Annotated in this window: 11 protein-coding genes; 5 read left to right on the top strand and 6 right to left on the bottom strand. The window is 33.1% G+C overall.

The genetic code is table 11. The features are described 5' to 3' along the window. Positions 1–452 precede the first annotated feature (452 nt). The 4 genes from thrS (at position 453) to rplT (ending at position 3,657) form a co-directional block, all read left to right on the top strand. On the top strand, positions 453–2,405 hold the full coding sequence (gene thrS, locus AC4FQX_RS07965) for a threonine--tRNA ligase (protein ID WP_491167158.1): 1,953 nt from the start codon (positions 453–455) through the stop codon (positions 2,403–2,405). A gap of 23 nt (positions 2,406–2,428) precedes the next feature. Continuing rightward, a complete protein-coding gene (infC, locus tag AC4FQX_RS07970) occupies positions 2,429–2,977 on the top strand; it encodes a translation initiation factor IF-3 (RefSeq protein WP_491167380.1) in 549 nt (182 codons plus the stop codon). 40 nt (positions 2,978–3,017) lie between these two features. After that, complete coding sequence (gene rpmI, locus AC4FQX_RS07975) at positions 3,018–3,215, top strand: 50S ribosomal protein L35 (protein ID WP_491167159.1); 198 nt, start codon at positions 3,018–3,020, stop codon at positions 3,213–3,215. Positions 3,216–3,312: 97 nt separating this feature from the next. Continuing rightward, complete coding sequence (rplT, locus tag AC4FQX_RS07980) at positions 3,313–3,657, top strand: 50S ribosomal protein L20 (protein WP_491167160.1); 345 nt, start codon at positions 3,313–3,315, stop codon at positions 3,655–3,657. A gap of 171 nt (positions 3,658–3,828) precedes the next feature. Here rplT and AC4FQX_RS07985 read toward each other — a convergent pair whose 3' ends face one another. The 5 genes from AC4FQX_RS07985 to AC4FQX_RS08005 form a co-directional block, all read right to left on the bottom strand. Further along, positions 3,829–5,001, bottom strand: coding sequence for a porin (locus AC4FQX_RS07985; RefSeq protein WP_491167161.1), 1,173 nt, complete (start codon positions 4,999–5,001; stop codon positions 3,829–3,831). Positions 5,002–5,047: 46 nt separating this feature from the next. After that, positions 5,048–6,394, bottom strand: a complete 1,347-nt coding sequence (locus AC4FQX_RS07990) for an anaerobic C4-dicarboxylate transporter family protein (protein WP_491167162.1) — start codon at positions 6,392–6,394, stop codon at positions 5,048–5,050. Positions 6,395–6,522: 128 nt separating this feature from the next. Beyond that, positions 6,523–7,596 carry a type II asparaginase gene (locus tag AC4FQX_RS07995; RefSeq protein WP_491167163.1) on the bottom strand — a complete coding sequence of 358 codons (1,074 nt, stop codon included), beginning with the start codon at positions 7,594–7,596 and terminating at the stop codon, positions 6,523–6,525. A 17-nt stretch (positions 7,597–7,613) separates the two neighbouring features. Then, positions 7,614–9,023, bottom strand: a complete 1,410-nt coding sequence (aspA, locus tag AC4FQX_RS08000; protein WP_491167164.1) for an aspartate ammonia-lyase — start codon at positions 9,021–9,023, stop codon at positions 7,614–7,616. A gap of 497 nt (positions 9,024–9,520) precedes the next feature. Continuing rightward, positions 9,521–10,798 (bottom strand): asparagine synthetase B, encoded by a 1,278-nt coding sequence (locus AC4FQX_RS08005; RefSeq protein ID WP_491167165.1) that lies wholly within the window; start codon positions 10,796–10,798, stop codon positions 9,521–9,523. Positions 10,799–11,513: 715 nt separating this feature from the next. Between AC4FQX_RS08005 and AC4FQX_RS08010 the strand changes: the two genes are divergently transcribed. Then, a complete protein-coding gene (locus AC4FQX_RS08010) occupies positions 11,514–12,509 on the top strand; it encodes a phage tail-like protein (RefSeq protein WP_491167166.1) in 996 nt (331 codons plus the stop codon). A gap of 197 nt (positions 12,510–12,706) precedes the next feature. Here the strand turns inward: AC4FQX_RS08010 and AC4FQX_RS08015 are convergent, their stop codons facing one another. Next, a complete protein-coding gene (locus AC4FQX_RS08015) occupies positions 12,707–14,656 on the bottom strand; it encodes a TonB-dependent receptor plug domain-containing protein (protein ID WP_491167167.1) in 1,950 nt (649 codons plus the stop codon). Between the last annotated feature and the right edge of the window lie 31 nt (positions 14,657–14,687).

Raw genomic sequence — 14,687 nt, forward strand, 5'->3', positions numbered from 1 at the left:
TATTCATATAAACGTAGCCGTATCCTATATCCTTCTCCAAATTGCGAATCTAAAGAAAAGAAAACAAATGTTCTTTTCAATCCATAAGCATTAAAAATACCTGTAAACCAACAGAAACATCGATCACCTCTCCTTATATACTATAGAGCATACTTACCTAGTATATTATACTATAGCTGAAAACAAGAAGATTTCAGTATTATGTAAAACAACCAACAAACTAATCTCTACTTCTATTTTTATGTATTATTAGCAGAATACAATTGACCAACAAAGAGAAATTACTTCAATTTCAGCAAATAAAGCAATTATACCTTCTTAAAAAAGAAGCTAAACAAAAACCAACAACTTAACAAACAACACTTTAACTATTTCACAAAATAAACATTTTACACATCTTATCGGTTTTTTGTTATTCTTACTATATTTGCATTTATAAATTTTTGAATTAAATGATAAAGATTACGCTACCCGATGGTTCGGTAAAAGAGTTTGCTAAAGGAATTTCTCCTATGGATGTTGCAAAAAACATCAGTGAAGGATTTGCAAGAAATGTTATTTCTGCTTCTTATAATGGTACAACAATTGAAACGACCACTCCTTTGACGGAAGACGGATCACTTATACTATATACATGGAATGATAAAGAAGGCAAGAAGGCTTTCTGGCATTCTACTTCTCACGTCCTTGCTCAGGCTTTACAGGAAACTTATCCGGGTATCAAACTTACAATAGGTCCTGCTATTGAAAATGGGTTCTATTATGATATAGATTTCGGTGAACATTCGTTTGGTGACAAGGATTTTAAAATGATTGAAGATAAAGTTTTGGCTATTGCAAGAGAAAAGTATGAATTTACTATGCGTTCTTCTACAAAAGCAGATGCTTTAGCTTTCTATGCAAAAGAGAATAATCCATACAAAACTGAATTAATAGAAAATCTGGAAGATGGTACTATCACATTTTGTGATCATTCAACTTTTACAGATTTGTGTCGTGGAGGTCATATACCAAATACCGGTATTATCAAAGCAATGAAAATCATGAGCGTTGCCGGTGCTTACTGGAGAGGTAATGAAAAAAACAAACAACTTACAAGAGTATATGGTATATCTTTTCCTAAACAAAAAGATCTGACAGAATATCTGGAGTTACTTGAAGAAGCTAAAAGACGTGATCACAGAAAACTAGGGAAAGAACTAGAATTATTCGCTTTTTCTCAGAAAGTAGGTCAAGGTCTTCCTTTATGGCTTCCGAAAGGAGCTGCACTGAGAGATCGTTTAGAACAGTTTTTAAAGAAAGCACAAAAGAAAGCGGGATATGAACAGGTTGTCACTCCACATATCGGACAGAAAGAACTATATGTAACTTCCGGACATTATGCAAAATATGGAGCAGATAGCTTCCAGCCTATTCACACTCCGAATGAAGGAGAAGAGTTTTTATTAAAACCTATGAACTGTCCTCATCACTGTGAAATTTATAACACTAAGCCATGGTCTTATAAAGATTTACCGAAACGTTATGCTGAATTTGGCACTGTTTACAGATATGAACAAAGCGGTGAGTTACATGGTTTAACTCGCGTAAGAGGATTTACTCAGGATGATGCTCACATTTTCTGTACTCCTGAACAATTAGACCTGGAGTTTAAACATGTTATTGATCTGGTATTATATGTTTTTAATTCTTTAGGATTTGAAAACTTTACTGCTCAGATCTCTTTAAGAGATAAAGAGAATAAAGAGAAGTATATCGGTTCTGATGAAAACTGGGAAAAAGCAGAAAATGCAATTATTAATGCAGCAAGAGACAAAAATCTAAATACTGTTATTGAGTACGGAGAAGCTGCTTTCTATGGTCCGAAACTAGATTTCATGGTAAAAGACGCTTTAGGAAGACAATGGCAATTAGGAACTATTCAGGTAGATTACAATTTACCGGAACGTTTTGAGCTAACTTATAAAGGAGCAGATAATGAATTACACAGACCTGTTATGATTCACAGAGCCCCTTTTGGTTCGATGGAACGGTTTGTTGCTATTTTATTAGAACATACAGGCGGAAATTTCCCACTTTGGCTAATGCCTGAACAGGCTATTATATTATCTCTCAGTGAGAAATATGAGAAATATGCTAAAAAAGTTTTAGATTTGCTAGAAAATCACGAAATTCGCGCCGTGATTGATAACCGAAATGAAACAATCGGTAAGAAAATCCGGGATGCAGAAATGCAGAAAGTCCCGTTCATGCTGATCGTAGGAGAAGAAGAAGAGAAAAACGGAACTATTTCCATCCGTCGTCATGGTGATTCCGGAAAAGGAAATATAAGTATTACAATAGAAGAATTTGCTTCAATTGTTAATGAAGAAATAAATAAGACATTAAAAACATTCAAAGTTTAACTTAAAATTTTAAGGCCATAGCAATAAGAAATAATAGGGGTTACCAACCTAGAGTAGAAAAGAAAGATGCGCATAGAACAAATGCAGCAATCCGTGTTCCAGAGGTAAGACTTGTAGGGGAAAACATTGAGCCTGGGGTTTTTAAAACTTCAGAAGCTCTAAGACTTGCGGAAGAGTTTGAGCTAGATTTAGTTGAGATTTCTCCAAATGCGGAGCCTCCTGTCTGTAAAATCATGGACTATAAAAAGTTTCTTTATGAACAAAAGAAGCGAGATAAAATACTTAAAGCAAAATCTACTCAGATCACAGTTAAAGAGATTCGTTTTGGACCTCAGACAGATGAACATGATTATGAGTTTAAGAGAAAAAATGCTGAGAAGTTTTTAAAAGAGGGTTCTAAACTAAAGGCATTTGTGTTTTTCAAAGGACGTTCTATCATATATAAAGATCAGGGACAGATTCTTTTATTAAGGCTGGCTACTGACTTAGAGGAATATGGTAAAGTAGAAGCAATGCCTGTATTAGAAGGAAAGCGTATGATTATGTTCATTGCTCCAAAGAAAAAGAAATAAAAATAAAGTAGTAAGATAAATTTAAACACCTAGGAAGAAGATGCCTAAAATGAAAACCAAATCTAGTGCTAAGAAGCGTTTTAAGCTTACTGGTTCTGGAAAGATTAAAAGAAAGCACGCATTTAAGAGTCATATTTTGACAAAAAAATCTAAAAAGCGTAAGCTTGCCTTGACACACTCTACATTAGTTCATAAAGCTGATGAGAAAAGTATTAAGCAACAATTAAGATTAATCTAATTAATCTTTAGGTTAAAAACAATTTAATAACCTTGGAGTATGGCCTTTAAGTTTTCAGAATCATTCTGAAACGCCTGCTACAAAAAAAAGTAAAATTATGCCAAGATCAGTTAACTCTGTAGCTAAAAGAGCTAGAAGAAAAAAAATAATGAAGCAAGCCAAAGGTTTCTTTGGTAGACGTAAAAACGTTTGGACAGTTGCTAAAAATGCGGTTGAGAAAGCAATGTGCTATGCTTACCGTGATAGAAAAGTGAATAAGAGAAATTTCCGTGCTTTATGGATTCAGCGTATTAATGCCGGAGCCAGATTAGAAGGAATGTCTTATTCTCAATTCATGGGGAAAGTAAAAGCTAACGGAATCGAATTGAACAGAAAAGTTCTTGCAGATTTAGCGATGAACCACCCGGAAGCTTTCAAAGCAATTGTAAATAAAGTTAAATAAAACGTTTGTAAAACATAATTTATCTTACTTACTTTAAAAAAAGCCGACTTATAAAATTATAAGTCGGCTTTTTTACTTCTGATAATTTTTCAGATACATAAAAAATACAAGTATAAAAAAACCATTCATATTAATATAAATGGCATTTTATCTTCTCTCTTTATTTTGATATTACAGAACCAGTAACGGAGCTATAAATCCTACACTTAATCTGCCTGTGTTATAATCTGATTGCCCCAGTACATTTTCTGCATAGTTTGAATAATCATAACTACGTCCTATGTAAGATACATAAAATCTTAAATCTAAATCTTTAAACGGTATGAACTGAACTGAAGGTATGAAACCATAACTTGTTACCAGCCTATCGGAAGCGTTTGGATCGGGGTTTCCTTTCCAATAGGTATTATTTGTCATTAAGGTTAATGATAAATTAATTTTTGGGGTAATCAGGTATTCCATTCTTACCCAGTGTTCTAAATAAGCAACATCCTCGGCAGCATATGGATAAACACCGTCAATAATATTGGAAGCAATTAATTTTCTATCTAAAGCTTCATTACTATACTGGAAATCATACATTAAAGTAAAATTCTTATTATGATATTTATTACCAAGAGCAATATAATTCATTGCTTTATTTTTTGCTTCTGTAAAATGACTGAAACTGTATGTTGTTTCGAATTTACCGTCAAAGAAACTCCCTCTCCAGTTTCCTACAAGAGCTAAGGGCGCTTTTGCTTCTTTGATACCGGGAGGTATTTTTCCATCATATATTTCACTAAAGTTTCTGGCTCTTGAATTCAGTACCTGAAAGTTCACTTTATGTTTTTCTGTCAACTGATGACTAATACCGACTCCTGTTAAGAAGTTATCTGCATTTTCGAGAATATCATTATATTCCAGAACATCAATCGGGTTGAGATCAAACTCATATCCCCCCCAGTCAGCACATAATTTACCAACTGTAAACTGTGTTTTTGATGTCACATCTATACCTATGAAAGCCAAATCTGTTGTTCTGCTGATATTATCACGAGATCCGGGATCAGCAGATCTTGTATATCTGTCTCTGAACCTGAAATACACTTTTTCATGGATCTTTCCTTTGATCTCTAATCTGAACTGATTTACATCGAATTCAGAATTATTATATTTCCCTTCATTAAACTGATTATCAAAACCAACTCTGGTATTAAAAATCACATCAACATTTTTCAGTAATTTCTGCTTGTCAGTGGGAATTAAAGGTTTAGATAAAGAATCCTGACTGGCTTGTTTATCATATTGCCCGTAAACAATAACTTGGGCTAAAAGAACTAATGTAAAAAATATTTTTTTCATACTTGTATATTTTATATTGTGCAATCCTGTATTTTATTATCCTATTTTATAATATTACAGCTCCGATAAGAAAACCTGCGGCAATTGCTGTTGCTATAGCTACAAGTCCGGGTATCATAAAACTATGATTTATAACGTATTTCCCTATTTTGGTACTTCCTGTTCTGTCAAAATTAATAGCGGCTAATAATGTTGGATATCCAGGTAATACAAAGTCTGAGTTAACTGCCGGAAAAATAGCAATTAAGGCTGGGTTAGATACTCCTAATGCCATACCTAACGGCATCATTGTTTTTGTTGTTGCAGCCTGACTAAACATAAGCGCGCCTAAAACGAAAACAGCGATAGCAAAAGTCCATGGATGATCTGTAACGACTCCTTTCATAAAGGCTTTAATAACAACTTCATTATGGGTCATAAAAGTCGCACTCATCCAGACTACACCGAAAACGGAAACAACGGCGGAAGCCATAGAAGAGAATAAACTAACTTTTGTTACTTGTACAGCACTTGTTTTTGTAATTATCATCATTACAGCGGAAGCGGTTAATGTAACAATACTGATAACGGTTACCATTTGTATTTCACCATTGGCTTTCATTACTAAATTTCCAACGCCGGGTTCAAATTGTGGTAACAAATGTGGAAAAGCTCCGGCAAAAACAATCATCAGAACTGCTATTCCAAAAATAACTACTGAGGTTTTTGCTCCTTTTCTTAATTCTGTTTTATCTCCTCCCTGATCTGAATCTAAACTGTGGGCAAATTCAGGGTCTTTCATTTTTTCAATAAAAACAGGATCGTCTACTAATTCTTTTCCTTTTTTCAAAACTGAAAAACAACCAAACAGTATTCCAATAATACAGGCTGGGATACAAACCATCATAATATCAACTAATGCGCCCGGATAAGCCAGAATACTTGCTCCTGCAAAGGCTGCTGTAGCTGCACTCATGGGACTTCCTGTTATGGCTAAATGTGATGCTATAACGGAGATACTTAATGGTCTCTCGGGTCTGATTCTTTTTTTAGCTGCAACTTCTGAAATAATCGGTAATAATGAATACAATAGGTGGGCTGTACCTGCAAACAGGCAAAAGAAATAAACTGTAAAAGGTGCTATAAAAATAATATTGGAAGGATTACTTCTAATTATTTTTTCGGCTAAACTTACCAGATAATCTAAACCACCGCAAGCCTGTAGGGTTGCTGCTGTTGTCACAATTGCCATAATAACAAGCATTACATCAATGGGAGGGTCTCCGGGTCTCATATGAAAAACAAAAACAAAGATCACCAAACCGACCATTCCCATCACTCCTAAACCAATACCTTTCATTTGTGATCCTATAAGGATCATAGCAATAAGGGTTATAAATTGAATTAATAGCATATGTCTCTAATTTTAATTAAAATTTTGTGAACTAGTCACTTACAAAAAAGGAGAGTTGTTATTTTTTTATCAAAAAAACACTCTCCTTTTTTCTTAATAGTTTTCAAAATCACTAATATGTACTCTATTTAATATTCTAAGAACATTTGCTGAATTTTTTCTCTGTCTCTTGTCTGAGTTAATGCCAACATTAATAGTACTCTTGCTTTTTGTGGATTTAAATCATCTGCAACTACAAAACCTAAAGCGGCGTCGTCTACTTCATTTAGTAAAGTAACGCGACCGGCACCGGCACGAGCGGATCTGCAAACTAAAACTCCTGCTTTTGAAGCATTTTCGAGAGCTTTACCAACTGGAGCATTGAAGTTTCCATTTCCCATACCTGCGTAAACAAGTCCTGAAACACCTTCTTCAACGGCAGCATTTACTGCTCTCGGGCTTGCATCTGCATAACCGTAAACAATCTCAACTTTTGGAAGTACGGATAATCCTGATACATCAAATTTTTGTTGTGGGGAACGAAGTGTTTTGTAGTAGTAACTTACTTTTCCATCATATATTAAACCTATTGGTCCAAAGTTTCTTGACTGAAAAGTTGCGGTACTTGTAGTAACTGTTTTTGTTACGTCACGTGCAGCGAACACTAATTCATTCATTGCAACTACAACTCCTACTCCCTGACTTTTTGGTGAAGTAGCAACCATAACAGCATCTAATAGGTTTCTGTTACCATCCTGACTCATTGCTGTTGACGGACGCATTGCTCCTACTAATACCACCGGTTTGTCTGAATTAACGGTTAACTCAAGAAAATAAGCTGTTTCTTCTTGAGTGTCTGTTCCATGCATTACTACTACTCCGTCGGCTTCATTATTTACAAAAATTTCATTAATTCTTTTACTCAGTTTTAACCAGGTTTCAATATTCATATCCTGACTACCAATTTGCGCAATCTGCTCTCCTTTTATATTGGCTATATCCCGCATTTGAGGTACTGCATTCAATAGATTATCAATTGGAATTTTACCTGCTGTATAAGCTGCTTTTGTTGAGGATTCTCCTGAACCGGCAATTGTTCCTCCGGTTGCTAAGATAATTACTCTGGGTAAATCTTTATTAGACTGATTCTTCGTATTCTTTGTTTGTCCCTGAACCTGAAAAGCAAGAACAAATAATAGAGCAACTGTTAGTAATTTTTTCATTTTCTATAAAGTTTAAATTATGAATTAATGAATTTTGGATGAATCAGATTTTCAAGAGAGAATATTTCATTCCATTTATCCTGGGTAATCAGTTTTCTTTCTAATACAACTATTCCGTGGATGCTTTTACCTGTTTTCAGGGCTTCTCCTGCAATACTGGCACTCATTTCATATCCTAAAATAGGATTCAATTGTGTTACAATACCAATACTGTTCATTACTAAATTAGCACAGTGTTCTACGTTTGCTGTGATACCTACAATACATTTATCAACTAATGTCTGAATCGCTTTACCTAAGTAATCTAATGACGTGAACATTGCGAATGCAATAACGGGTTCCATAACATTTAATTGTAACTGACCTGCTTCTGAAGCCATTGTTACTGTTAGATCTTGTCCAATCACATAGAAACAAGTCTGATTCACAACTTCTGGAATTACAGGATTGACTTTACCTGGCATGATGGATGAACCGGGCTGACGTGCAGGCAAATTGATCTCACCGAAACCTGTACGTGGTCCTGAGCTTAATAAACGTAAATCATTACAAATTTTAGAGATTTTAACCGCAGATCGTTTTAATGTACCCATAATTTGAACATATGCTCCTGTGTCTCCGGTAGCTTCAATTAAATCAGGGGATAATGTTAAAGGTAATCCTGTTTCTTTTGCTAAATAGTCAACACATATTTGTGGATATTTTTCCGGTGCGTTTACTTTAGTACCAATTGCTGTAGCTCCCATATTAATTTCAAGAACTAATTTTTGAGCTTCTTTAAGTCTGAGTATATCTTCTCCTATTGTAGTAGCGTATGCTCTGAATTCTTGTCCTAAAGTCATAGGAACGGCATCTTGTAACTGAGTACGTCCCATTTTAAGAACTGAATCAAACTCTTTTCCTTTAGCTGCAAATGCATCCTGAAGATTTTTTAATGTTTTAATGAACGTTTCCATTTTTAAATAAAGTGCAATTCTGAAAGCGGATGGATAAGCATCATTTGTAGACTGAGAGCAGTTTACATGGTTATTGGGATGTAAAAACTGATATTCTCCTTTTTTATGTCCTAAATATTCTAAACCGATATTAGCAATTACTTCATTTGCATTCATATTCACAGAAGTACCTGCTCCACCTTGAATTAAATCACTTACAAATTCATTATCAAATTTACCGGCAATAACCTGATCGCTTGCGTAACCTATTGCCTCTGCAATTTTTGAATCAAGAACTCCACAATCTTTATTCGCTAATGCAGCTGCTTTTTTTACATATCCTAAAGCTTTAATGAATAAAGTCTCTTTAGAGATCTTGATTCCGGTAATATCAAAATTTTCTACTGCTCTGAAAGTCTGAATACCATAGTATAATTCATCGGGAATATCTAATTCTCCTAAAAAATCATGTTCTTTTCTTGTTTTTTTCATAATATAAGATTTAATTTCTGACTAAATTTAATGTTTTTTACAACAAATACAAGATAAATTATCAAACAAAAGTTAAAATAAAACATATTGTTATATATTCTTCTAAACATTATGTTTTACTTATTAAAATAACAAATCTAATGCGTTTTGTTTTATTTATACCAAAGTTCTTTATTTTATCCACTCAAAAAAATGATATTTATCATTAAAAAATGACTTTAACTCCTTAATACTATATTTAATTTTAATGAAAAAGAAAACGATTTCGTAAATAAAAAAAGTAATAATTTTTAAATGTTTAATGTATTTATAATGTTAAATACTGAAAACTTATCAAAAATTAATTTTCTACACTAAACTTCCATATACTCTACATATTTGGAAAACACATCACATTATGCAAAAAAAAAATGAATTGTAAAGCAATCCATTTTCTCTATATAAACGATATAAAGCTAAAAGTATTTTAACTCGTCAGAATATGACAACTATATTTATTACGTTTTAAGTTTTTTCTTTTTTGCTGCCGGAAACAGAACATTATTTAAAATAAGTCTGTAACCGGGTGAGTTGGGATGCAGATCCAGAACAGTCGGGGCATCTCCTACTCTGTGTTGGTAATCTTCGGGGTCATGCCCTCCATAATAGGTAAACATTCCCTTTCCTTTTGTACCATGAATATATCTTGCCTCTCCATTCACCTGATTTTCACCCATAATTAGTACATTGGATTTAATCAGTTTTCTTTCAAAAGCGGTTGTCTGCCCCATAAATCCTTTTACGAGTTGTGTATGGTTCTGACATAGCATTGATGCAATCGGATCCCATTTTGCAGAAAACTCCATTAAAGTAAAGTAATCTTTTTCCGGAGGAATATCTCTTTTGGTAGTCATATCAATATCTGAAAACTCATATACTGCGGGACTGCGCTCTAAAATATAATCTTTGAAAGCAAATGTTTTGTTATAATCAATTAAAGACTGATAATTTGGTGTACTTTCATCTCCGTCAAACATCGGTTCGCATATATCAACTCCTTCTGCAGAAAGTGCAATATCAAAACTGTCGGTTGCGGAACACATCGCAAACATAAAGCCACCACCTGCTACAAAATCACGGATTTTTTCGGCAACTGCCAGTTTAGCATCTGAAACCTTTTTATATCCTAATTTAGCTGCCAGTTCTTCTGATTCTTTCTTTTGTTTAATATACCAGGGTACGTTTTTATAAGCACTGTAAAACTTTCCATATTGTCCGGTAAAATCTTCATGGTGTAAATGCAACCAGTCATATAACAGTAATGCATCTCCTAGAACTTCTTCATCATATATTGATGTGAAAGGAATTTCGGCGTAAGTAAGTACTAATGTTACTGCATCATCCCAGGGCATTTTTCCTTTTGGGGTATAAACGGCTATTTTTGGTGCTTTCTCCAGTATTACGGTTTCCATATTTTGTGATGGACTGCTGATGTCATCTAATATCGAATTAGTCTGAGCATCGGTAAGTAACTCAAAACTAACGCCTCTAATCTGGCATTCTCTTCTTATTTCGGGTACATCAGGCATTAAAAATGAACCTCCTCGATAATTCAGCAACCAGCTTACTTTGTATTGTTTTTCTAAAGACCAGTAAGTTATACCATACGCTTTTAGATGATTTTGTTGTGATGTTTCATCCATTGGCAGCAATATAAAGGAAGCCTTTGCTTGTATACTACTAATTAATAACACAATACAAAACAACAACGTACTACCCTCTTTTAATAATCTCATTTAAAATTTTTCTTTCGAAGATACATTTAATTCTTAGTTTTAACAAGAATAAACTATTACTAAACTATTATAATTTTAGAGAAAGAAGAAGTGAATTGATCGTTTATTGCTAAATCAGAAATTGAACCACGGGAATTGCGAAGTGTTATACAAAAGCAATTTATAACAAACCATTCTACTCAGTAAATATAAAATAACTAATCTCTCTTTCACTTTTGAATTATCTGCATTCTATTTTAGTAACTAAAAAAGTATTCTCTATATATAATAACACAAAAAAATTAACCAAAAAAAACTACGGATTATATTTTTAAAGCATATAAAATAAATTTTAACATCAATGGAATTATAATTATTATTTATATATATAAATAATAAATTACAAATAAATAGTGAATATTTAATGTTATTTTTTATAACTATTTTTTTTTAATAGTAAAAAATAATTATAATACTATATAGCAAAAAAACACAACAAAAAAACATTAAAACACTGTAAATAAACATTTTAAATAAAAAATAGTCTTGTGTTTAAAAAAAAGAAAAGATTAACCTTTCTTCTTTTTTTGTAGGTTTGCCATAATTAAATGGTTTTTTTACGTACAGGTATCAGATTTGGCTAGTATAATCTGTATTGTTAAATAATACAAATGTTGTTTATTCTGTTTTTATAAACTTTAAAACCATGATAATTATTAATTAAAAACAAACAAAAATGACAAAAAAACTATTCATCTTACTATTACTAATATTATCTTTTAGCTCAAAAGCCCAAACAACTATTGGCGGAAATAAACAAGCAGAAAGTTTCTCTATATTAGAAATAGTAAGTAATGGAAAAGGAGGAATAAGACTCCCCAGATTAACGACTTTAGAAAGAAATTCATTGCCCATTTCCTTAAATTCCTTAGCAGAAGGGCTGAAAATCTATAATCTGGATACTAAAACAGAAGAATATTGGGATGGAACAAAATGGATCGCTACAAAAATCATTTCTACTAACGGTCTCACAAAAACAGACAACAACCTTCGTTTAGGAGGAGAATTAATAAATCCAACCATAATTACGTCTACGGATAAAGCAAATGGTTTAACGTTTAATGCTAGTCAAAGTGGAGCCAATTTTATAATTAACGGGGAAGCTAATTTAGGGGTTGGAACAGATATCCCTACAAAAAAACTAGATATTCTTGGCGACTCCCAAATAAAAGGAAATCTGTTTCTAGACCTTCCGGCTGAAACAAAAGAAGTAAAATCCTTAAGCACAAAAGACACGCCTCTTTATATTGATATTGGGTCAAATAATGTTAAAACGATGTCCAGACCTATTTCACAAACAGTAGGAGGCTTTAGACCGGGAAGTCCTTTTCTGGTAACAAAAGTAGATTCTAAAAATACAATAGCCAGAATTAATTTTGTTTTCCACGTAGATCAGAGTGATTACGTCAATAATCAAATAATTGAAGCATATACATACGGTGATTTTGTTGTAATTGGTCATCCGGATTTTCCTCTGAGAATTGTAGAAACCAATATAAGGGGGTATGATGGTAAACCTAAAACAGGTCTTACAGTAACTGATACTGTTATTTCCTGGACAAATCCTTATCATGGTGACTGCAGTATAAAGATCGATCCGGCAACCGGAAGGATAATCGCGGAAGGAGGATTTGTATTCAGTTTCATTTTTAATATAATGGGAGGAATTTAATAGACCATAATTTTACTAATGCTAAAAAACATTAAGAGATATTATTTTAAAAAAGAAAAAACAATATCTCTTTTATATTATAATTTATAGGATTTACTGTTAACTGTAAGATTAAAGATTTTTCTAAATCTAAAAAATACAGAAACTCAATTCCTTTTTACAAGATTGTCAATTGTAAGTTATCGCTTCTTACAAAATCAGAATTTCAGATTCAATCCCAATTTTACGTTTCTTCCTTTTGTTGTGTATCCTATATTTTCAATAAAATCTACATTGAATATATTGTTTACGGAACCGAAAACGGATAATGTGTTTTTAAGTAATTCATAACGAACCATTCCGTTCAGTAGTTGATAGGATCTCAATACAACATTTTCGATCTGGAAGGTTCCTCCGTCATAATAAGCATCATTTCGGGAATCAACATACTGATAACTAATATTGAATGCTAATCTCGGATTCAGAAAATAATCAAATGAAGTATTTACTTTATGTTTTGGAACTAACAAATTCAGGGCTTTTTCTACTTCTGTAAAGGTATAATTAGCTCGTAATTTGAATATATCACTGAAATTGTAGGTTACTTCTGTTTCTATTCCTCGTGCGGTATAGGTTCCGTCAACATTGACATAATTGGAAACATAATTTATCGGATTGGTATAAAAACCTATGGTATTGGTCTGTTCTCTGTAAAAACCAATGGTATTGAAAGTCAGTTTTTTATTTAGTAATTCGATTTCAAATCCTGCTTCTACTGTTGCATTTTCTTCTGGTGTCAGATCTAAATTTCCGTAAGGGGAATATAGCTGATAGATACTTGGAGTAATATAAGCAGTACTGTAAGAGGCTAATAATTTTAAAGGATTCTCTCCGCCAAAGTTAAAGGAAGGATTCACATTAAACACCATATGATTATCATATACACTGTGAATATTAAGACGGGCTCCTGTGTTTAAATTAAATCCAAAGTCTGATGTATATACAACGGTCACATATGGATCTACGGAACTGAACTTTGCTTTATCTTTAGAGATTTGATTATATATTGTTGTTATATCTGCATCGTGAAACTGAAAATCGGTTCCTGCTACTATAAAAATCTGATCTGTAAATGTATATTTATTGAACAGATCGGCATTGACACTTCTGGACTTATAATTAGACATATCAATTGTATTGGTCCATGAATTCAGTTGCTCGTAAGTACGTTTTACTCCATTAAAACTGGCGTTTAGTACTAATTCTCCTTTTCTGTATTTATATTTTGGTGTAAAACCCAGACGATATTGTTGTGTTGTACTGGTATTTACAGGATTATCTGTATCGCTTACATTGTCAAAGGAATCATCAAAATCATTTCTGATCCTGTCAAAATTAGCAAAGAAGTCGAGTGATAAACGTGAAATTGGTGCATAACCTAGTTTTACTAAATAATTAATTCTTGAGAAAGGGTCTTCTTCATAACTAGCTTCTTTAGTATAGGAAGTGGTTTGAGAAAGTCCTTTTGTTTCGGTACTATTCATCGAAGCAAAATAGGATACTTTATTTACTTTTCCATTAACTGAAAACCCTTGATTGTAATCATTTGCCTGTGTACGAAAGCGCTCTGCAGTATTCTGGGTTCCTATGTTCAAATGTACATTTCCGCCTATTATTTTATTTCCTGCTTTTTTCAGGGTAATATTAATTACACCGGTTGCTGCTCCTGAACCATAGAGTGTACTGGAGGCTCCTTTCATAATTTCTATACTCTCAATTTGGTCAACGGACAGTAAACGCAAATCGTATTCCAGATTGATCCCGGTAGCATCTGTTACGGGAACACCATCAATTAAAATCAGAGTCTGTCTGTTCCTTCCTCCTCTTACATAATAACCAATATTTTTACCGGAAGCTGCCTGATTACCATTCACTTCAACTCCTGCAACAGTATTCAGTATATCGGCAACGGTCTGCCCCGGACTGTTCTTTAAATCTTCGGCAGTAATTAATTCGATTACTTTTCCTGATTTTTCTTTTGGTAACACAAATCTGGAATCGGATATTACCACTTCTTTTAGGGAATGGATACTATCATTTTGTTGTGCAAATGCTCCGGAAAACCATAATAGACACAGTCCGCCGAAACCAAAAATTTTTTTGTTCATTTTTAGTTTTAATTAAATAATAAAAATGGGA

It is taken from the genome of Flavobacterium sp. AK-301 (genome assembly GCF_058310215.1).